17 protein-coding genes are annotated in these 20,847 nt (G+C 61.7%); 7 read left to right on the top strand and 10 right to left on the bottom strand.

Annotated features, from left to right (window positions below; all coding sequences use genetic code 11):
- Positions 1-2 precede the first annotated feature (2 nt).
- Both rbbA and T424_RS0111250 read right to left on the bottom strand, forming a co-directional pair.
- The gene (rbbA, locus tag T424_RS20790) at positions 3-2,738 is read right to left on the bottom strand and encodes a ribosome-associated ATPase/putative transporter RbbA (protein ID WP_051558936.1); all 2,736 of its coding nucleotides are present in this window, start codon (positions 2,736-2,738) and stop codon (positions 3-5) included.
- A gap of 7 nt (positions 2,739-2,745) precedes the next feature.
- Positions 2,746-3,813: an HlyD family secretion protein gene (locus tag T424_RS0111250; protein WP_245269522.1), complete on the bottom strand. Its 1,068-nt coding sequence runs from the start codon at positions 3,811-3,813 to the stop codon at positions 2,746-2,748.
- A 41-nt stretch (positions 3,814-3,854) separates the two neighbouring features.
- Here T424_RS0111250 and T424_RS0111245 point away from each other — a divergent pair, with 41 nt between their 5' ends.
- Positions 3,855-4,853, top strand: a complete 999-nt coding sequence (locus tag T424_RS0111245) for a P1 family peptidase (protein WP_027487821.1) — start codon at positions 3,855-3,857, stop codon at positions 4,851-4,853.
- 4 nt (positions 4,854-4,857) lie between these two features.
- Here T424_RS0111245 and T424_RS0111240 read toward each other — a convergent pair whose 3' ends face one another.
- The 8 genes from T424_RS0111240 to T424_RS0111205 all read right to left on the bottom strand — a co-directional run bounded on the left by T424_RS0111240 (position 4,858) and on the right by T424_RS0111205 (position 13,061).
- Entirely contained in the window at positions 4,858-5,607 is a 750-nt protein-coding gene (locus T424_RS0111240; protein ID WP_027487820.1) for an ABC transporter ATP-binding protein, read from the bottom strand.
- Positions 5,604-6,437: an ABC transporter ATP-binding protein gene (locus T424_RS0111235; protein ID WP_027487819.1), complete on the bottom strand. Its 834-nt coding sequence runs from the start codon at positions 6,435-6,437 to the stop codon at positions 5,604-5,606. Before T424_RS0111235 ends, T424_RS0111240 begins: the two co-directional genes overlap by 4 nt.
- Positions 6,434-7,357, bottom strand: a complete 924-nt coding sequence (locus tag T424_RS0111230) for an ABC transporter permease (RefSeq protein ID WP_027487818.1) — start codon at positions 7,355-7,357, stop codon at positions 6,434-6,436. Before T424_RS0111230 ends, T424_RS0111235 begins: the two co-directional genes overlap by 4 nt.
- Positions 7,354-8,403, bottom strand: a complete 1,050-nt coding sequence (locus T424_RS0111225; RefSeq protein ID WP_037067453.1) for an ABC transporter permease — start codon at positions 8,401-8,403, stop codon at positions 7,354-7,356. Before T424_RS0111225 ends, T424_RS0111230 begins: the two co-directional genes overlap by 4 nt.
- A gap of 26 nt (positions 8,404-8,429) precedes the next feature.
- The gene (locus tag T424_RS0111220) at positions 8,430-10,070 is read right to left on the bottom strand and encodes an ABC transporter substrate-binding protein (RefSeq protein ID WP_027487816.1); all 1,641 of its coding nucleotides are present in this window, start codon (positions 10,068-10,070) and stop codon (positions 8,430-8,432) included.
- 27 nt (positions 10,071-10,097) lie between these two features.
- A complete protein-coding gene (locus tag T424_RS0111215) occupies positions 10,098-11,162 on the bottom strand; it encodes a dipeptidase (RefSeq protein WP_027487815.1) in 1,065 nt (354 codons plus the stop codon).
- A gap of 283 nt (positions 11,163-11,445) precedes the next feature.
- Positions 11,446-12,345, bottom strand: a complete 900-nt coding sequence (locus T424_RS0111210; protein ID WP_027487814.1) for a sugar kinase — start codon at positions 12,343-12,345, stop codon at positions 11,446-11,448.
- Positions 12,346-12,365: 20 nt separating this feature from the next.
- Positions 12,366-13,061 carry a GntR family transcriptional regulator gene (locus tag T424_RS0111205; RefSeq protein ID WP_027487813.1) on the bottom strand — a complete coding sequence of 232 codons (696 nt, stop codon included), beginning with the start codon at positions 13,059-13,061 and terminating at the stop codon, positions 12,366-12,368.
- Positions 13,062-13,277: 216 nt separating this feature from the next.
- On the opposite strand from T424_RS0111205, the gene uxaC reads away from it, so the two are divergent.
- The 6 genes from uxaC (at position 13,278) to T424_RS0111170 (ending at position 20,762) form a co-directional block, all read left to right on the top strand.
- Positions 13,278-14,678: a glucuronate isomerase gene (uxaC, locus tag T424_RS0111195; protein ID WP_027487811.1), complete on the top strand. Its 1,401-nt coding sequence runs from the start codon at positions 13,278-13,280 to the stop codon at positions 14,676-14,678.
- Positions 14,679-15,014: 336 nt separating this feature from the next.
- Positions 15,015-15,836, top strand: a complete 822-nt coding sequence (kduI, locus tag T424_RS0111190; protein ID WP_027487810.1) for a 5-dehydro-4-deoxy-D-glucuronate isomerase — start codon at positions 15,015-15,017, stop codon at positions 15,834-15,836.
- Positions 15,833-16,579 (top strand): 2-dehydro-3-deoxy-D-gluconate 5-dehydrogenase KduD, encoded by a 747-nt coding sequence (gene kduD / locus T424_RS0111185; protein WP_027487809.1) that lies wholly within the window; start codon positions 15,833-15,835, stop codon positions 16,577-16,579. The genes kduI and kduD overlap by 4 nt, the downstream gene beginning before the upstream one ends.
- Entirely contained in the window at positions 16,557-18,047 is a 1,491-nt protein-coding gene (locus tag T424_RS0111180) for a mannitol dehydrogenase family protein (protein ID WP_027487808.1), read from the top strand. The genes kduD and T424_RS0111180 overlap by 23 nt, the downstream gene beginning before the upstream one ends.
- Positions 18,044-19,237 (top strand): mannonate dehydratase, encoded by a 1,194-nt coding sequence (uxuA, locus tag T424_RS0111175; protein ID WP_027487807.1) that lies wholly within the window; start codon positions 18,044-18,046, stop codon positions 19,235-19,237. Before T424_RS0111180 ends, uxuA begins: the two co-directional genes overlap by 4 nt.
- A complete protein-coding gene (locus tag T424_RS0111170; RefSeq protein WP_027487806.1) occupies positions 19,230-20,762 on the top strand; it encodes a UxaA family hydrolase in 1,533 nt (510 codons plus the stop codon). Before uxuA ends, T424_RS0111170 begins: the two co-directional genes overlap by 8 nt.
- Positions 20,763-20,847: the final 85 nt, after the last annotated feature.

The raw sequence follows: 20,847 nt of genomic DNA, 5'->3' as shown, positions 1-20,847 counted from the left end.
TCTCAGGCCTCCTGCTTGCGAAGAAAGAGCCAGCCCGCCGAAAGCGTGACCACCCAGCAAAGGGCAAGCGGCCAGATGAAGGCCGCAAGATCGGCAAAGCCCAGCCCCTTGGTAAAACCGCCAACGCTGGCGCGCATGAAATAGGTGGTGGGAAAGACAATGCCGATTGCGCGGCCTGCGCCTTCCAGCGTAGAGACCGGCTGCAACAGACCGGAAAACTGCGTGGCCGGCATCATCACGCCAATGGCCGTGACGAAAAGGGCGGCCACCTGTGTTGACGTGAAGGTGGAACTGAAAATGCCAATGGCCGTGGTTGCCAGAACATAAACAAAGGCCACCAGCGACAGCCCGAGGAAGGAACCCTTGAGCGGCACGCCGAACAACCAGACCGCCATTGCGACCAGAATGACGAAGTTGACAAGTCCCACCGCCACATAGGGCAATTGCTTGCCCAGCAGGAATTCCAGCTTCGTCACCGGCGTGACATAGAGATTGCTGATCGAGCCCATTTCCTTCTCCGACACCACGCCAAGTGCGGTCAGGATCGAGGGAATGAAAACCAGCAACAGCCCGATCACCGCGGGCACCATGGCCTCTATGGACAAAAAGGCCTGATTGTAGCGATAACGCATCTCCACCGATGCGGCGGCCTTCACCTCTCGCCCGGCCAGCAACGCCTGTTCCTGAAGGTAGCGTTGATGCACCCCGGAAACATAGCCCAATGCCGTTTCCGCGCGAAAGGGCATGGCACCATCCAGCGTCACCATCACTGTCGGCGTTCGCCCGGCACGAAGATCCGCGCCGAAGTTTTGCGGAATGTCCAGCGCCAGCATGGCGTGGTTGCCCCTCAATGCGGCGATGAGTTGCGCCTCATCGTCAACCCGGCCTGCCGCCGTAAAGGCAGAGGATGCGGCATAGGCATCGATATAGGTCCGGCTTTCCGTGCTGCGATCCCTGTCCAGCACAGAAAATTTCAGATGATCGACATCGAGCGTCAGCCCATAGCTGAAGATCAGCATCAGAAAGGCCGTGCCGAGAAGGGCGAAACCGAGACGGATCCGGTCCCGCATCAATTCCATGGCCTCCCGGCGGCTATAGGCAAGAAGCCGCCCCGGTGAGAAGCCAGTAAACAAGGGCGATGGCGTCTTGGCAGGACCGGATTCCGGCGAAAAGCCCGCGGTATCGGTGCTGTCACCCACATCCCGGCCACCCCGGTGCATGAAGGTGATGAAGGCATCGTCGAGGCTCCCGGTTCGCGTCTGCGCCTTCAGCATATCGGGTGCGCCCGTAGCAATTACCCTGCCGCCATGCATGAAAGCGATGCGATCGCAGCGCTCGGCCTCGGCCATGAAATGCGTGGAGATGAAGATCGTCACGCCGCTTTCGCGTGAGAGCCGGACGAGATCGTTCCAGAACACGTCCCGCGCAATGGGATCGACGCCGGAGGTGGGTTCGTCCAGAATCAGAATATCGGGCGCATGTATGAGCGCCACGGCCAATTGCAGCCGCTGGCGCACCCCCAGCAGCAGAGCCTCGGAAACCTGATCGAGATAGGGCCGAAGTCCGAAACGCGCGACCAGATCCTCAATGCGCGCCTTCGCCACCTCGCCCGTCAGGTCGAAAATAGCGGCATGAAGGTCGAGATTCTGCCGGACGGTCAATTCGCCATAAAGCGAAAAGCCCTGGGACATATAGCCCACCCGCCGCCGTGCTTCGATGTCCCTGGGATCGACCGGCGCACCAAAGAGCCGTGCCTGGCCTTCACTCATCGGCAAAAGCCCGGTCAGCATTTTCATCGTTGTCGATTTGCCGCTGCCATTCGAGCCGAGAAAGCCGAAAATCTCGCCCTTCGCGATGGAAAGATCGACATGATCGACAGCGGTGAAGGCACCGAATGTCCGGGTGAGCCCATGGGCCTCGATGGCAATCTCGGCCGAAGGGGAAAGAGCGGGTCGCGGCCTGTCCGGCTGATAGCCCTGTCGCTTTTCCTCCGGCAGAAGTGAGATGAAGGCCGCCTCCAGGCTTGCCGCTGCCGTCCTTTCCTTCAGCATTTCCGGCGTGCCATCGGCAAGAATGGCGCCGTCATCGATCATCACCACACGCTCGAAACGTTCCGCCTCCTGCATGTCGGAGGTTGCGGTGATGACGGTCAACCCCGGACGCGCCGAATGGATTGTCTCGACCAGATCCCAGAACTGCCGCCGCGAGAGCGGATCGACGCCGGTGGTCGGCTCATCCAGCAGCAGCAGGTCCGGGTCATGCACCAGCGCGCAGCAAAGGCCGAGCTTCTGCTTCATGCCGCCGGAAAGCTTGCCCATCAGCCTGTCCGCGAAGGGAGAAAGTCCCGTTGCCTGCATCAGCACGGCGCTGCGCCGCGCCCGCTCCGCAGCGCCGTGCCCGAACAGCCTGCCGAAGAAATCGATATTTTCAGCGACCGTCAGGTTGGGATACAGGTTTTTGCCCAGCCCCTGCGGCATATAGGCAATGCGCGGCTGCACCAGACTGCGGCTTCGCGGCAAGGCCATATTGGCCGAAAGCACGGAAAGCCTGCCGGTCTGAAGCCTTTTCACCCCGGCAATCAGCGCCAGCAGGGTCGATTTCCCCACCCCGTCCGGACCGACGATTGCCAGCCGCCTGCCAGCCGCCAGAGAAAGGGTCAGCGGCCGCAGCGCAACCGTTTTGCCAAAAACATGCCCGACATTCTCCAGCTCGACTGCGAAACCCGTTTCCACCGCCATGGCGCACCTATGGCTGCGCCGGGCGCGTCAGATCGGATTCCAGCCTTTCCGGCCAGATCGTGGCGGGATCGGTCTTGATATAGCCCACCCCCGTCACGCCGGTTTTGACCAGCGGCAGATATTTGCGCACGAGATCCTGCGGCACCGAAATCTTCACGCGGAACATCAGCCGGTCGCGCTCGCTGCGCAACTCCACCTGCTTGGGCGTATATTGCGCCTGCGGCGAGACGAAGGAGACGGTTCCCGGCACCGTATGGTCTGGCGCCATATCCAGCACGATGCGTCCCTCAGCGCCAAGCGCGGTGCGCCCCGCCTCTGCCGATGGCAGGAAAACGGTCATATAGACATCGGAAAGATCAAGCAGCGTCAGCACCTTGCCGCCCGCCGCCAACACTTCCCCCGGTTCGGCCAGACGATAGAGAACCCGGCCATCCTTGGGCGCCGTCAGCGTGGCATCCGCCAAGGTCCGGGCGATGCGCTCGGCATCGGCGCTGGCGCTTTCCACCGTTGCCTTCACGCTGTTAAGCCCGCTCTCGGCCGCCGACATGGCCGCTCTGGCGCTATCGCGCGTCATGCGCTGACTATCGACAGTCTGCTCGGACACGAAGCCCTTGCCCAAAAGCACGAGCTGGCGCTCGAGATCCTTGTCGGCCAGCACATACTGGCTTTCAGCCTGCGCCAGCTTGTAGGCCGCCGCATCCCGGCTCTGTTCGGCCTCATTGACCTTGGCGCGCGCCGCACGCAACTGGCTCTCGATGTCGGCGGCATCGATACGCGCCAGAATCTGCCCCTTTTTGACCAGATCGCCCTCTCCCACCTCGACGGACAGCACCCGACCGGCAAATTTCGTCGCCACATCCACTTCCGTTGCCTCGATGCGGCCATTGCCCATGGCAATCCCAGGCGGCAACACATCGCGCTTATGGAATTTGAGATAGGCAGTGGCCCCACCCGCCGCGACAAGAAGGACAGGAAGAATAAAGAAAATCTTGCGCATGAAATTCAGGCCTGAAAGATAGTGGAAGGAATGGGCAGAGGCGAGTTTCCGCCAGCAGGCCGCCTCTCGCCTTGACATGAGTCAAACTTGCAAACGAGCAACACGCAAAGGGATCAAAGATGCGCGGGCTCAACCTGCTCACCGACATTGCCGGACTTGCCGTGGGCCATGCCACCGATCTTGCGCTGGGCTCAGGCGTCACCGTCATCGTCTTCGACGAACCGGCGATTGCTTCCGGCACCGTTCTGGGCGGCGCGCCGGGCGGGCGCGATACTGCCCTTCTCGATCCGGCCATGACGGTTCAACGGGTGGATGCGCTGGTGCTTTCCGGCGGTTCGGCCTTCGGGCTGGATGCCGCGGGCGGCGTGCAGGCCGGATTGCGGGAAAAAGGACGCGGACTGGCGGTGGGAGCGGCGCGCGTGCCCATCGTGCCACAGGCGATCCTGATGGATCTTCTCAATGGCGGCAACAAGGATTGGGGCCTGCATTCGCCCTATCGGGATTTGGGCTATCAGGCTTTCACGGCCGCTGAAAAGGGCGGCTTTGCGCTGGGCAGTGTGGGAGCAGGCACGGGCGCCACCACCGCAACCGTGAAAGGCGGGCTTGGCTCTGCCAGCGCCGTGACCCGCAACGGCCATATCGTGGCAGCCCTCGTTGCCGTCAATGCCATGGGGTCTGCCACGGTGGGTGACACCCCGCATTTCTGGGCGGCCCCCTTCGAGCAGCAGGCGGAATTTGGCGGGCTTGGCCTGCCGCAGAAATTCTCCTCCGGCCATCTGGCCCTGCGCGCCAAGGGCGTGACGCTCACCGCAACCACGATCGGCGCCATCGTCACCGATGCCGTCCTCACCAAGGCCGAGGCGCACCGGCTATCGCTTCTGGCCCATGACGGGCTTGCCCGCGCCGTGCTTCCGGCCCATCTTGCCGCCGATGGCGATACGATCTTTGCGGCCGCGACCGGCGAAAAGCCGCAGCGTGAGCCCACGGACTTCATGGAAATTTGCCACCTCGCCACCCAGACCATGGCGCGCGCCGTGGCACGCGGCGTTTATGAAGCCACGCGCTTGCCTTATGCGGATGCGCAAGCCGCCTGGCGCGATATTTTCAGGCGACAGTGAGGGATCAAGCCCTGCGGAACCCTTCGCTTGCCACCATGAGCTGGCGGGTATAATCGGCGCTGACCTCGCGGTGGCGCAATTGCTCCACCGTCAGCGTTTCCACCACTTCGCCGCCGCGCATCACGGCCAGCCGGTCGCACATATGGCTGATGACGGCAAGGTCGTGGCTGACCATCAGAAAGGTCAGGCCGCGCTGCTTGCGCATCTCTTCCAGAAGGTTGAGGATTTCGGCCTGGATCGAGGCATCGAGCGCCGACGTCGGCTCATCGAGCAACAGGATTTTCGGCTCCAAGATCAGGGCGCGCGCAATCGCCACGCGCTGGCGCTGGCCGCCGGAAAGCTGGTGCGAATAGCGAAACCGGAATCCGCTGCCCAGCCCCACCTCGTCGAGCGCGCGGGAAATGCGGCGGTCCACATCGTCGAAGCCGTGGATCAGCAACGGTTCCAGCAGCAGGCGGTCTACAGTCTGGCGCGGGTGCAGCGAACCGTAAGGGTCCTGAAACACCATCTGCACTTTGCGGTAAAACGCCTTGGTGCGGCTTGCGTCGGAATAGGCCAGACCATCGACGCTCAACAGGCCGCTTTCGAAGGCGTTCAGCCCGGCAATGGCGCGCAGCAGGGTGGATTTTCCCGAACCCGATTCCCCGACCAGACCAAAGCTCTCGCCCGCTGCAACGCTCAGGCTCACCTGCTTGAGTGCGGCGAAATCATCGAACCACACCGAAATGCCGTCCACTGTCAGAATAGGCGTCATAGCGACCACTCCTTGCGGCGCATCAGCACCGGCAGGGGATGCCGGTCGCTTTCAAGGCTCGGCAGGCAATGCAGCAGGCCCTGCGTATAAGGGTGCCGGGCCTCGGCGAGATTGGCCGCGGCCAGTTCCTCCACCACCCGGCCCGCATACATCACCAGAACCCGGTCGCAAAAGGACGACACCAGCCGCAGATCATGGGAAATGAAGATCAGCCCCATGCCCCTTTCCCGCACCAGACCGTTCAGAATGTCCAGCACTTCCAGCTGCACCGTCACATCCAGCGCCGAGGTCGGCTCGTCGGCAATCAGAAGTTCCGGCCCGCACACCAGCATCATGGCAATCATCACGCGCTGGCCCATGCCGCCGGAAACCTCGTGCGGATAAAGGCCGAACACCCGCTCCGGATCACGGATTTTCACCGCCTCCAGCATGGCAAGCGCCCTTGCGCGAGCCTCCCGGCCCGAAAGCCTTTCATGCGTCAGAAGCGTTTCCACGATCTGGCGGCCAATGGTCATCACCGGATTGAGGGAATATTTCGGATCCTGAAGGATCATGGCCAGCCGCTTGCCGCGCAGCTTGCGGCGCTCGCGCGGCGAAAGCGCCAGAAGATCGGTTTCACCAAAGCGCAAGTGCCCGGCGGAAATCACGGCCTGTGGCGGGGTAAGCCCCATGATGGCGCGGCCGGTCTGGGATTTGCCGGACCCGGATTCGCCGACAATGCCAAGCCGCTCGCGGCCAAGCGTGAAGGTCACGCCGCGCACCGCCTCCACCAGCCCCGTGCGGGTGGGAAAGGAAACCTTGAGGTTTTCGACAGACAGCAGCGGCGTCATTGTCCGGCCTCCTTCGGGTCCAGCGCATCGCGCAAGCCGTCGCCCAAAAGGTTGAAACCAAGGCTGACGACGAGAATGGCAATGCCCGGCATGGCCGCCACCCACCATTGGTCGAGAATGAACCGCCGCCCGTCGGCGATCATCGCGCCCCATTCCGGCAAAGGCGGCTGGGCGCCGAGCCCCAGAAAGCCAAGGCCTGCCGCAGTCAGAATGATGCCCGCCATATCCAGCGTCACCCGCACGATGACCGAGGACAGACAGAGCGGCATGATGTGGCGCAGCACGATGCGCATGGGGGATGCCCCCATCAATTGCACGGCGGCAATATAGTCGGATTTGCGGAAGGTCAGCGTTTCCGCCCGCGCAATGCGCGCATAGGGCGGCCAGGATGTGACGGCAATGGCAAGAATGGCGTTTTCAATGCCGGGACCGAGCGCTGCAACCAGCGCCAGCGCCAGGACGAGCTTGGGAAAAGCGAGGAAAATATCGGTGATGCGCATCAGCACCGCATCGAGCCAGCCCCCCGCATAGCCCGCGACCGTGCCGACAATGAGCCCGATGGGGGCAGCAATAATGCCCACCAGCACCACTACCAGCAGGGTCAGCCGGGAACCGTGAACGAGGCGGGCAAAAATATCCCGTCCCTGATCGTCTGTTCCCAGCCAGTAGCCATCGCTGCCCGGCGGCAGGAGCCGCGCCTGCGCCAGATTGCCCTGAAGCGGATCGTGAAGCGCGATGGCATCGGCCAGGGCCGCCACAAGCACCAGAAGCAGGATGATGGCCAGCCCCGCCAGCGCCAGCCGGTTTGCGGAAAACTGCCGCCAGACCACATAGGCGCGGCCAAGCCGGGCCTGACGGCGCGATTGCGGGCGATCCGACAGCAGCCATTGGCGAAGGGTTTGACCGGAAGACCTCGTCATCGGCGCGTCCTTGGATCAAGAAGCCGGTAAAGCAGATCGGACAGAAGATTGAAGGCGATGAAAACCGAGCCGATCACGATGGTACAGCCCAGCACCGCGTTCATATCCGCATTCTGCAAGGAATTGGTGAGATAAAGGCCGATGCCGGGCCAGGAAAAAATCGTCTCCGTCAGCACGGAGCCTTCCAGCAGGCTGGCATAGGACAGCACAACCACCGTCACCAGCGGCACGGCGGCATTGCGCAGCGCGTGAAACCAGATGATCCGCGTTTCCGAAAGCCCTTTGGCGCGGGCGGCCACCACATATTCCTGCGCCATTTCGTTCAGCATGAAGGAGCGTGTCATGCGGCTGATATAGGCAAGCGAAAAATAACCGAGCAGCGCCGCAGGCAGGATGATGTGGCGCAGAAGGTCCCAAAGGATCTCCCACTGCCCCGCCATGGCCGCGTCGATGAGATAAAAGCCCGTGACCGGCACCAGATCATATTCATAGACGACATCGAGCCGTCCGGGATAGGCCACCCATTGCAGCTTTGCGTAAAATACCAGCAGGCCCAGAAGTCCCAGCCAGAAAATCGGCACCGAATAGCCGACGAGACCGATCAGGCGTACGAACTGGTCGGCAAGGCTGCCGCGCTTGACCGCCGCCAGCACCCCGAGCGGAATGCCCAGCGCCGCGCCGATCAGCGTGCCGATGGTGGCAAGCTCGATGGTGGCGGGAAAGAAGCGGGCAATATCCGTCATCACCGGATTGGTGGTCAGCACGGAAACACCGAAATCCCCTGAAACCGCCTGCTTCAGATAGAGCCAGAACTGATACCACAGCGGCTGGTCAAGGCCGAGGGCGCGGCGCGTCTGCTCCACCACGGACTGCGGCGCCCTGTCACCCAGAATGGCCAGCGCCGGATCGATGGGAATGACCCGGCCGATGAAGAAGGTGATGGCCAGAAGGCCAAGAAAAGTGGTGACGACGGTGACGAGAAATCCCGCCACCGCTTTCAAACGCCGCGACTGGCGGCCGCGCCTGCGACCGCCGGATGTCTGCATGGTCGAAGCCAAGGGCTCGCTCCCGCTTACGCCTTGGAAATACCGGCCTTGAAGTTGCTGTCGAAGGTCGGCCCCAGCTTGTAGTTCTGGAGGTTGTCACGGTAGGCGGCAATTTCCGTCTTCTGCCACAGCACCACGAAAGGCCCTTCGGCCAGCACCTTGCGTTGCAGGTCTTCATACATCGCCTTGCGCTTCGGCGTGTCGCGTTCCAGCAGCGCCTCAGCCGTTTCTTTCGTCAGTTCCGGCACGTTCCAGGCATTGCGCCAGGCAAGCGTCTTGGATTTCGGCGTCTCGGAATTGTCCGGATTGCTGGTGAAGGTCTCGGAATTGGAGTTGGGATCCCAATAATCCGCGCCCCAGTCACCGATATAAATGTCGTGATTGCGGGCGCGATATTTGGTCAGCACCTGCTTGCCGTCGCCGGGAATGAGCTCCAGCTTGATGCCCGCCTGCGCAAAGCTTTGCTGCAAGGACTGGGCAACGCTGGTGATCGGCTCAAGGGAGCGCACATCCATGGTCACGCTGAAGCCGTCCTTCAGCCCGGCCTTTTCCAGAAGCTCCTTGGCCTTGGCCACGTTCAGCTTGTAGGGCTGGTCATCCACGGAGCCGAGAATACGGGCGGGCAGAAAGGACTGGTGAATGGTGCCAACGCCCTTGATGAGGGTTGCGCCGATACCATCGTAATCCACCAGATATTTGATGGCTTCGCGCACTTCCGGTTTGGAAAGATACTGGTTCTTCTGGTTCAGGCCGAGATAATAGACCGTGCCCTTCTGGGCAGCATCCGTCTTGATGTTTTTAGCGTTGAGGATGGCGGCATAATCATTGGGCGAAAGATTGCGCGCCACATCGACATCGCCTGCCTCCAGCGCCAGACGCTGGCCTGCACTTTCCTTGAGGAAGCGATAGATAACGCGCTTCAACCTGGCCTTTTCGCCATAGTAATTGTCGTTGCGCTCCAGGACGATCAGCTCGTTTGCCCGCCATTCCCGCAGCTTGAAGGGTCCGGAACCGGCATAATTGGTTTTCAGCCAGCCATTGCCGAAATCATTGTCGTAGGGATAGTCCTTGGACGGCGTGGTGGCGGCCACATGGCTTGCCACAAGCTTCTTGTCCACGATGGCGCCAACCGTTGCCGTCAGGCAATTCAGCACGAAGCTGGTGGCATAGGGCTTGTCCACCTTGAACTGGAAGGTAGACGCATCGACAGCCCTGGCGTTTTCCGCAGTATTTTCACCCGTCAGGCCGAATTGCTGGAGAATGAAGGCCGGGTTCTTGTTGAGCTTGACGGCGCGCTCGAAGGAATAGGCCACGTCCTCGGCCGTGATCGGATTGCCTGAGGCGAATTTCAGGCCGGACTTGAGCTTGAAGGTATAGGTGAGGCCATCTTCCGATGCCTGCCAGCTTTCGGCAATGCCCGGCGCCACGGTGGACGTATCGGCCACGTTGAGCTTCACCAGCGTATCATAGGTATTGCCGGTAACTTCGGCAGCGGAGATCTCGAAAGCCTCGCCCGGATCCAGGCTGATGATGTCATCAAAAGCCCAGGCTTCCACCAGCGTATCCTTCGGCGTGGCGGCAAAGGCCTTGGGAAGTCCGGTAAAGGAAAGGGCCGCCACGGCGCTTGCCGTGGTCATCAACGTGCGGCGGGTAATGGTCGTGGTCATGCTCGTTCCCCTCAATGTAAACTGTTTTTATCGATCGGCCTGCTCGTGCCAGGCATTGCCCAGCACGCGCAGCCAGTTTTCCCGGCAAATCAGGGCAAGGTCGTCCTCGCCATATCCCGCCTGCCGCAAGGCTTCCACCAGCGCCTGATTGCCACTGGCATCCTTGATGGCGGCGGGCACCGTGCAACCGTCGAAATCCGACCCCAGCGCAACGCATTCCATGCCCATGCGGTTCACCAGATAATCCACATGGCGCACCATATCGGAAAGCGGCGTATCGGCAAAATCGCGCCCGTCCGGCCGCAGCATGGTCACGGCGTAATTCAGCCCGACAAGGCCCTTGCGCTCGGCAATGGCGTCCAGCTGCCGATCGGTCAGATTGCGCGCCACGGGCGTCAGCGCGTGCGCATTGGAATGGCTGGCCACCAGCGGCGCGGCAGAGGCCTTGGCCACATCCCAGAAACCCTTCTCGGTAATGTGGGCCAGATCGATCAGAATGCCCAGCCTGTCGCAGGCCTTGACCAGTTCAAAGCCAAGCGGCGTCAGTCCCGGCCCGGTATCCGGCGACATGGGAAAGGCGAAAGGCACGCCATGGCCGAAAATATTCGGGCGGCTCCACACCGGCCCCAGCGAACGCAGTCCCGCCTGATGGAAGACCTCAAGCGCGGCAAGATCGGCATCGATGGCCTCACAGCCTTCCATGTGCAAAACGGCGGCAAAAACGTCATCGGCAAAGGCCGCGCGAATATCGGCGGTGCTGCGGCACAGCCGCCATCCGCCCGCCCGCTCCACGCGCAGCGCAATGGCCGCCATCTGGTTGGCAATATCCAGCGACGGCGCCCGTTCGAGCTGCTTGTCCACCGGGGTCACATAATGCCCCCTGGAATCGGGCTCGTTCAGCACGAAATCATGCATGGAGGGAATGTAGATGGCGCACAATCCACCGGCCAGCCCGCCTGCGCGTGCGCGGTTGGCATCTATATGGCCGTCGCGCGTTCCATCGATGAATTGCCGGACAGGGTCGATGCCCGATGCATGTGCCCGCCACAGCCGCAGCAACACATCGTTATGCCCGTCAAAAACCAGTTGCATTCTTCATCACCCCGAAAAATCCGGCCTTGGCCGGATCGATATGCTTCCATGGCTCGTAACACCCTCTCCAGACGGCTGCCGCCTGGAAGAAGGCTCATCCTCTCCGGGAGCGCTGCGACGATTCACAAGCCACTGACATTGAAGAAAATTAAGCTCTTTTGACCATTTGGAAAGATCGTAGAACCAAATTCGGGGCCGGTTCAAGAAAAAAGATTTGCGCTGCAACACAAGTTCGGGAGAAGCCAGCCGGACAGGCCAGGATCACGGCAGGATCAGGCCAGCATCAGGGCACGAGCGCACCGCGTGCTGCAATCACACAGGCAGAAAGGGCCGCCCCCGCCGAAAGACTTTCCACAAGCCCCTTTCCGGCAAGCCGGGCGGACAGGAAGCCGGCATTGAAACTGTCACCGGCAGCCGTGGTATCCACCACCGCCGTCACCGGCACCGGATCGAAAACGGCATGGCCTTCGCGCAGATCGAAGGCATGGATGCGCCCCGCGCCGTTCTTGACCACCACGGTCGTGGCCCCGCCTTTTGCATAGCGGGCAATGGTTTCCTCCGGTGTGGCATCGCCGTAATTCGGGCCATCCTCGTCAAAGGAGGGCAGGACGACATCGGCATGGGCTGCCGCCCGCATCACCGCATCGCACATTTCCCGCGCATCGGCCCAGAGCCTCAGGCGCATATTGGGATCGAAGGCGATGGTGGCGCCGTCCGCGCGCGCGCGCGCAAGTGCCCGCAAAAGATTGCCGCGATGATCGGCAGAGAGAATGGCAAGGGTAATGCCGGAAAACAGGATAAGCCCCGCGCCTTCCATCATTCGCAAGAGCGACGCCTCGTCCTCGGCCAAAAGCTTCGCCGCCGATTGGCCGCGCCAGTAGCTGAAGGAGCGCTCGCCATCCTTCAACTCGATCATGTAGAGCCCGACCGTGCGCTCCGCGATGCGGCGCACATGGTCCGTGCCGATGCCCGCCGCCTGCATGAAGGCAAGCATGGACTGCGAGATTGCATCCGTGCCGACCGCGCTGCCATAGTCCACCGAAAAACCGGCGGGCAGAAGGCGGCGCAGATACCAGGCGGTGTTGAAACTGTCGCCTGCGAAATTGCGAAGATAGGCGCCGTCCTCGCGGGGGGCCATTTCTACCATGCATTCGCCAAGGCAGAGTATGCGCGTTTGTGTCATGACATCATTCCGGTCAAAGATCATTCCGATGCGAAATACTGGCCGTGCGTTTCCCGAACCCGGCTGATGATCGACAACAGGCGCGACAGGTGATGGCGCATGTGGGCGGCCGCCTTTTCACCGTCGCCCGCCTCAAGCGCCGCCATGATGTCCAGATGGTCGTCAAAGGCAGACCGCGCCCCGAAGGACAGGCTGAGATAACGCACCCGATCCATATGCGCCTTGCTTTCGCGGATCAGCGTCCAGGCGAATTCATGCCCGGAAAACACACAGATTTGCCGATGAAATTCATCGTCCAGCTCGTGAAAGCGCATCTTGTCGCCCGCATCGAGCGCCTCGGACTGACGTTCGGCGAGATGGCGCAACTGGCCGATCTGCTGCTCGGTCAGCCGCCCGGCGGCAGCCCGCACGGTTTCCATTTCAAGCGCGGTGCGAATGAAGCGCGCCTGCAAAACGCCCTGCTCGGAAATATGCGTGACCACCGTTGCCCGCTGCGGGCGGATCAGCAGAAAGCCCTGCTGCGACAGACGGTAAAAGGCATCGCGCACCGGCTGGCGCGACACACCCATTTGCCGCGCCACCTCCACCTCCGAAAGCTTGGAGCCCGGCAGGAGCTGCAACTCCACCACCTGACGATAGAGAAGCTCGAAAACCTGATCCGTGACCGAGGGCTGGCGCTCGATCTCGAAGGTTTTGAGACTTGCCGGTTCAACCATGAAAGCTCCGTTGACTTGCTTTGCATACTAACATATTAGGTTATCAGCCGTTTGGGAATAGCCTGATCCCCTGCCGTGCCGAAAAGCGGGATGCAATTTTCGCACCTCCGGCTGACGGAGCAGTCTATACGATCGGCAAGCGTTTCGCACCCATGCCGAAAGGCGGGAGCGAGTGAGCCGATGATTTCGGCATCAAGGTGCAGGAGGCCTCCCATCATGCTTCACCCGGACAGGCTCTTTCCCGCCGATCCCGGACTGCGCGCCCTCTCCCGCTCGCTTTATGACGGCATCAAGGCCCTGCCCATCGTCAGCCCGCACGGCCATACCGACCCGCGCTGGTTTGCCGAAAACCAGCCCTTTCCCGATCCCGCCCGGCTTTTCGTGGTGCCGGATCATTATGTTTTCCGGATGCTCTGCTCGCAGGGCATAGATCTGGCAGCGCTTGGCGTTCCAAGGGCGGATGGCGGCGAGACAGAGGCCGACGGCCGCACGATCTGGCGGCTCTTTGCCGAAAACTTTCATCTGTTTCGCGCCACGCCCAGCCGCATGTGGCTGGACCATGCCTTCGAACATGTCTTCGGCATTGAAAAGCGTCTTTCGGCCCAGACGGCGGACGAGATTTACGACCAGATCGCCGACAGCCTGCAAAAGCCGGAATTTCTGCCGCGCGCGCTGTTCGAGCGCTTCAACATCGAAGTCATCGCCACCACCGAAAGCCCGCTCGATCCGCTCGACTGGCATGAGATGATCCGCCAATCCGGCTGGCAGGGCCGCGTCATCACCGCCTACAGGCCCGATCCGGTCGTCGATCCAGAATTCGAAGGCTTCGCGGACAATATCGAACGCTTCGGCGCGCTTGCGGGCGAGGATGCGACCACATGGACCGGCTATCTCGCCGCGCACCGCAACCGCCGCGCCTTTTTCAAAACCTATGGCGCGACCAGCTCTGACCATGGCCATGCCAGCGCGCGCACCGAAAATCTAAGGCCCGATCAGGCCAGCCTGCTGTTCGACAAGGCGCTGACGGGCCGCATTACGCCCGAAGAGGCCGATGCCTTTCGCGGCCATATGCTGACGGAAATGGCCCGCATGAGCCTGGATGACGGGCTGGTTCTGCAAATCCACCCCGGCTCGATGCGCAATCACTCGGCATCCGTCATGGCCCGCCATGGGCGTGACAAGGGCTTCGACATTCCCACCCGCACAGATTACGTGCGGGCGCTGAAACCCCTGCTGGATGCGGTGGGCATGGAGCGCGACCTTTCCGTCATTGTCTTCACGCTGGACGAAACCAGCTATTCGCGCGAGCTTGCGCCGCTGGCAGGCGCCTATCCCTGCCTGAAACTCGGTCCCGCCTGGTGGTTCTTCGACAGTCCGGAAGGAATGCGCCGCTTTCGCGAGCAGACCACGGAGACGGCGGGCTTTTACAACACCGTTGGCTTCAACGACGATACGCGCGCCTTCTGCTCCATTCCGGCCCGTCACGACGTTGCGCGACGTGTGGATGCCGCCTATCTGGCCACCCTCGTCGCCACCGGCCGCCTCGAGGAGGACGAGGCGGCCGACCTTGCCCAGGAGCTTGCCTATGGCCTTGCCAAGCGGGCCTACAGGCTTTGACCGGGGAGAAAAGCAATTGACCGGAATTCAGCAGAGACGCTTTTCCTCCATCGAGGCCATCCTACAGCGCCGTGCGTTTTATCAAACGCACAAAGGACGCTGTAACACTTTAAATCTACGGCATAATCCCACCGGAACGAAACGAGGATCGATAAGATTATGCTTCAAAAATAAGATGTTAGAGCGCCGATCTGATTCAATCAGGTCGAAAAGCGCTGTTGTTCCCTCGCGTGCCTTTCACGGCTGCCGGGCACTCCAGGCGGGCGTGCTGATCGACAGCTTCACGCCGCGCCGTGACGATTTTCTTTAAATTTCCAGACCTTTCAGGAGCAGACCATGTTGACCGTCGAAACCCGCCACGCCATCGACCCGCAAACCGCAAAGGGTTTCGATACCACGGCGCTTCGCAAGCACTTTCACGTCGGCGGCATTTTTGCCGATGGCGAGATCCGGCTGATCTATACCCATTACGACCGCATGATCGTGGGCGGCGCGGTTCCGGCGGGCGCCACGCTGACGCTTGACCAGGTGAAGGAATGCGGCACGGCCTCCATTCTCGACCGGCGCGAAATGGTCATCGTCAATATCGGCGGCAATGGCACCGTCACGGCGGATGCCGATTACGCCATGGGCAAGGGCGACATGCTCTATCTCGGCATGGGAGCAGGCAAGGTCAGCTTTTCCGGCGAGGGCCGCTTCTACATTCTCTCCGCCCCGGCCCATCACACCTATCCTTCGCGCCTGATCAAGATCGATGACGCCGCGCAGGTAAAACTCGGCGCGCAGGAAACCTCCAACGAGCGCACCATCTATCAGTTCGTCCATCCGGACGTTATGAAATCCTGCCAGCTTGTCGTCGGCATGACCAAGCTTGCCAAGGGCTCGATCTGGAACACCATGCCTGCCCATGTGCATGACCGGCGCATGGAGGCCTATCTCTATTTCGATCTCGCCGAAGGTCAGCGTGTCATGCATCTGATGGGCGAGCCGAGCGAAACCCGCCATCTGGTCATCGCCAATGAGGAAGGCGCGATCTCGCCCCCCTGGTCCATCCATTCGGGAGCGGGCACCTCGTCCTACACCTTCATCTGGGCCATGGCCGGGGATAATGTGGATTACAAGGACGTGGAAATGGTTTCGATGGAGATGCTGAAGTGAGCGAGCTTTTCTCCCTTACCGGCAAGACAGCGCTGGTCACGGGCGCCAATACCGGCATCGGTCAGGCCATTGCCCTGTCGCTGGCCAAGGCAGGCGCCAGCATCATCGCCGCAGGGCGCTCGCCCGTCGATGAAACACTTGCCCTGATTGCCGCGGCAGGCGGCAAGGCCGAGGGGTTGACGCTGGATCTCTCCGATCCCATGGCAGGCCGCGAGGTGTTTCAATCGCGCGGCCCCGTGGACATTCTGGTCAACAATGCCGGGATCATTCGCCGGGCCGATGCGGTGGATTTCACCGAAGAGGACTGGGATGCCGTCATGGATGTCAATCTCAAGGCGGTGTTCTTTCTCTCCCAGGCTTTTGCCAGGGCCGTGCTGGCCCGCAGCGGCGAAGGCAAGATCGTCAATATCGCCTCCATGCTATCCTTCCAGGGCGGCATTCGCGTGCCGTCCTACACCGCCTCGAAAAGCGGCGTGGCGGGCCTGACCAAGCTGCTCGCCAACGAATGGGCCGCCAAAGGCATCAATGTCAATGCCATTGCGCCAGGCTATATTTCCACCAATAATACCGAAGCCCTGCGCAATGACGAAGCCCGCAGCAAGGCCATTCTGGAGCGCATTCCCGCCGGGCGCTGGGGTGATGCGGAGGATATTGGCGGTGCGGCGGTGTTCCTTGCCTCCAGGGCGGCAAAATATATCCACGGGGCGATTTTGAATGTCGATGGAGGCTGGCTTGCCCGCTGATCCCATGCAACCCGCCGGGGCGGGCGCCATTGCGCAACGGCTGCGGAAGCCGCAAGGAACGGCGCGGGCGCAAACAGGCATCGTTCACCTTGGGCTTGGCGCTTTCTTTCGCGCCCATGGCGCTCTCTACATCGAAGAAGCCATGAAGGCCTCCGGCGGAGACTGGGGCATTACCGGCGTCAGCCTGATGCGGCCCGACCAGCGCGACGCGCTGGCCCCGCAGGATTTTGCCTATACCGCCGTGGAGCTTGGCCCGGAAGGCGAAACACCACGCCTCGTTACCGTGCTGAACGGCGTGCTGGTGGCGCGGGAAAATCCCGAGGCCGTGCTGAAGGCGCTCTGCGATCCGAAGGTGAAAATCGTCAGCCTGACGGTGACGGAAAAGGGCTATTGCCACGCACCGGCAACCGGCAGGCTCAACCGCGACCATGCCGATATTCGCCACGATCTTTCCCATCCCGGTTCGCCGGTCTCGGCCATCGGCTTTCTCGTCTGGGCGCTGGAACGCCGCCGCGCCGCCGGACATCGGCCCTTTACGGTGCTGTGCTGCGACAACCTGCCGGAAAACGGCAAGGTTGTTGGCGGCGTCGTGCGGGAATTCGCCGAAACTGTTTCCCCGGATCTTGCCCGCTGGATCGAGGCGGAATGCAGCTTTCCCTCCACAATGGTGGATCGTATCGTGCCCGCAACCAAGCCGGAAGACATTGAAAAGCTGGTGCCGTTGATCGGCGCGCTCGATCTCTCGCCGGTCATGCACGAGCCATTCCGGCAGTGGGTGGTCGAGGATCGCTTCGTCGATGGCCTGCGGCCCGATTTCGGCGCGGTGGGTGTGGAGCTGGTCGAAAATGTCACGCCCTACGAACATATGAAGCTGCGCTGCCTGAACGGCACGCATTCCGCGCTTGCCTATCTCGGTTATCTCGCCGGCAAGGAAACCATTGCCGAAACCGTGGCCGATCCCGCTCTCCATCGCTATTGCCGGCGGCTGTGGGACGAGGAAATCACCCCCGGCCTGAAAGCGCCGCCCGGCGTCAGCCTTGCAGATTACACCGCCGCCTTGATGACGCGCTATTGCAACCCCGCCATTCGCCACCGCACCTGGCAGATTGCCATGGACGGATCGCAAAAGCTGCCGCAACGTATTCTCGGCACCATCGCCGAAAATCTTGCCGCGGGACGCCCGATCTCCGGGCTTGCATTGGCTGTCGCGGCCTGGATGCGCTATGTTGGCGGCGTCGATGAAAAGGGCAATGCCATCGACGTGCGCGACCCGCTGGCCACCCGGCTGAAAGAGTTGAGCGATGCGGGCGTAACCGCCCACGACAAGGTAAAGAACCTGCTGTCCGTGCGGGAAATCTTTCCCGAAGCGCTGGCAGGCAATGCCGTGCTGCAAGACCTTCTCGTCCGCCATTACCAGAGCCTTCAGGACAAAGGCGCTCTCAATACCATCAAGGACCTGCCATCATGAAGGAAAGCTGGCGCTGGTACGGCCCCTTTGACCGCATCACCCTGCCCGAAATAGCCCAGACGGGCGCAACCGGCATTGTCAATGCCCTGCACGAGGTGCCCTATGGCGAAGTGTGGAGCAAGGAAGCGATCCTTGCGCGGCGCAACGAGATTGCCAATGCCGGGCTCGACCTCGAATGGGTGGTTGTGGAAAGCCTGCCGATCCATGAAAACATCAAGCGCGGCGAAGGCGACCTATCCACGTTGTTTGCCAACTACCGGCAGTCGATGCAGAACCTCGCTTCCGCGGGCATCAGGACGATCTGCTATAATTTCATGCCGCTTCTGGACTGGACGCGCACGCAACTTGATGCGCCGGTAAAACGCGGCGGCACGGCGCTGCGCTTTTCCGAGCCGCATATGGCCGCCTTCGAAATCCACATGCTGGAGCGCGAAGGGGCAGAAGCCGATTATGCGCCCGAGGTTCGCGCCGCAGCAAAAGACTGGTTCGATGCCTCGCAGGAGGCCGATCGGCAAAAGCTGTTGAACAGCATCATGTCCGGCCTGCCCGGCGCCTTCGACCGTTACGACATCAACGGTCTGCGCGAGGCGCTGAAGCGCTATGACGGCATTGGCCGGGCAGAAATCCGCGCCAATTATGCCCGCTTTCTGGCGGAAATCATTCCCGCCGCAGAAGACCTCGGCATGAGGATGTGCGTGCATCCGGACGATCCGCCGCGCGACATTCTCGGCCTGCCGCGCATTGTGTCCTGCGAAGAGGATATTGCCTGGATCATGGGCCAGCAGGAAGCTCGCTCCAACGGGTTGACGCTTTGCTCCGGCTCGCTCGGCGCAAACCGCAGGAATGATATTCCCGCCATTGCCCTGCGCTTTGCCGACCGCGTGCATTTCGCCCATCTGCGCAATGTTACCAAGGATGCCGACGGCTCCTTCCAGGAAGCCGCACATCTCGATGGCGACACGGATATGGTGGCGGTGATTGCGGCCCTGCTTGCGGAAGAAAAGCGCCGCCGCGACGAAGGCCGCGAAGACGCCGATATTCCCTTCCGCCCCGACCACGGCCATGAACTGCTGAGCGATATTGGCAGCGGCACCCATCCCGGCTATCCGCTGATCGGCCGGTTGCGTGGCCTGGCCGAACTGCGCGGTGTCATCCGCGCGCTTAGCCACGAAAACACCCATCATGCCTGATCCAGCCCAAACCCTGCGACTGCATCCTGAGGACAGCGTGGCCATTCTCACCGGCCCTGCTCCCGCAGGAAGCCAGCCGCTCGGTTTTGGTGTCACGCTCGACCATCCGGTGGCGCGCGGTCACAAGATCGCGCTTCACGATGTGCCGCCAGGCGGCGCGATCGTCAAATTCGGGCAGGTGATCGGTTATGCCAGCCGCCCGATTGCGGCGGGCGAGCATGTGCATGTGGACAACTGCGCCTTCGGCATCCATGACCAGACCTATGAGGTGGGCGCCGATTATGAAAAGGCGCTGGCCTCCGTTCCCAAGGTGGCGCCACGGCATTTCATGGGCTATCGCCGCGCCAACGGGCAGGCGGGAACCCGCAATTTCATCGCCATCTGCGCCACGGTCAACTGTTCCGCCACCGTCATTCGCCGCGCAGCCGAGGAGATCAACCGCTCCGGCATATTGGCCGATTATCCCAATGTGGATGGCGTTGCCGCCTTTGCCCATGGCACCGGCTGCGGCATGGATGCGGGCGGTGAAGGTGCTGATCTTTTGCAGCGGGTGCTGTGGGGCTATGCGACCCATCCGAATGTCGGGGCTACCGTCTTTGTCGGGCTCGGCTGCGAGGTCATGCAGCTTGCCCGGATGAAAGCGCTTTACGGCAATGCCGATGAAGGCCGCTTCTTCGGTCTCACCATTCAGGAAAGCGGCGGCACAGCCGCCACCATTGCCCAGATCGTCAAGCATATCCAAAACCTGCTGCCGGAGGTCAACGCCGTGCATCGCGAGCCGATCCCGGCATCGGAACTGAAGCTTGCCCTGCAATGCGGCGGCTCGGACGGGTTTTCCGGCATTACCGCCAATCCGGCGCTGGGCGTGGCTTCCGACCTGCTGGTGGGCATGGGCGGAACAGTCATCCTGTCAGAAACCCCGGAAATATACGGCGCCGAACAATTGCTGCTGCGCCGCGCCGCTTCCCGCGACGTCGGTGACAAACTGATTGCCCGCATCCGCTGGTGGGAAGACTATACGCGGATGAATGGCGGCTCGATGGACAACAACCCAAGCCCCGGCAACAAGCTGGGCGGGCTGACCACCATTCTCGAAAAATCGCTCGGCGCATCCGCCAAAGCCGGCAGCACGCCGCTCACCGATGTGCTGGCCTATGGCGAGTGCATCACCACGCCCGGCTTCGTCTTCATGGACACGCCGGGCTACGATCCGGTATCCGCCACCGGCCAGATCGCCGGCGGCGCGCAAATGCTGGTCTTCACCACCGGCCGCGGCTCCGCCTTCGGCTCGAAACCAACGCCGACCATCAAACTCGCCACCAATAGCCGCCTCTTCGCCGACATGCCCGACGACATGGACTTAAATTGCGGCGACATCATCAGCCACGGCGTTTCCGTGGAAGACAAGGGCCGCGAGATCCTCGACCTCGTGCTGGCGTCTGCCTCCGGGCAGAAGACCAAGTCAGAGCTTTTGGGGCTGGGGGATAATGAGTTTGTGCCTTGGCAGGTTGGGGCGGTGATGTGAAGCCGATGGTCAGAATTTGATGGAAAATTGATGCCACTCATCGTTTTGCTTCACACATGTGGCACCGTAAACGTCCGGTGCCCGC

The organism is Allorhizobium undicola ORS 992 = ATCC 700741 (genome assembly GCF_000621665.1).
GTDB lineage: Bacteria > Pseudomonadota > Alphaproteobacteria > Rhizobiales > Rhizobiaceae > Allorhizobium > Allorhizobium undicola.
Note: the sequence above shows the minus strand (reverse complement) of the source record. Positions and strands in the feature narration are given on the sequence as shown.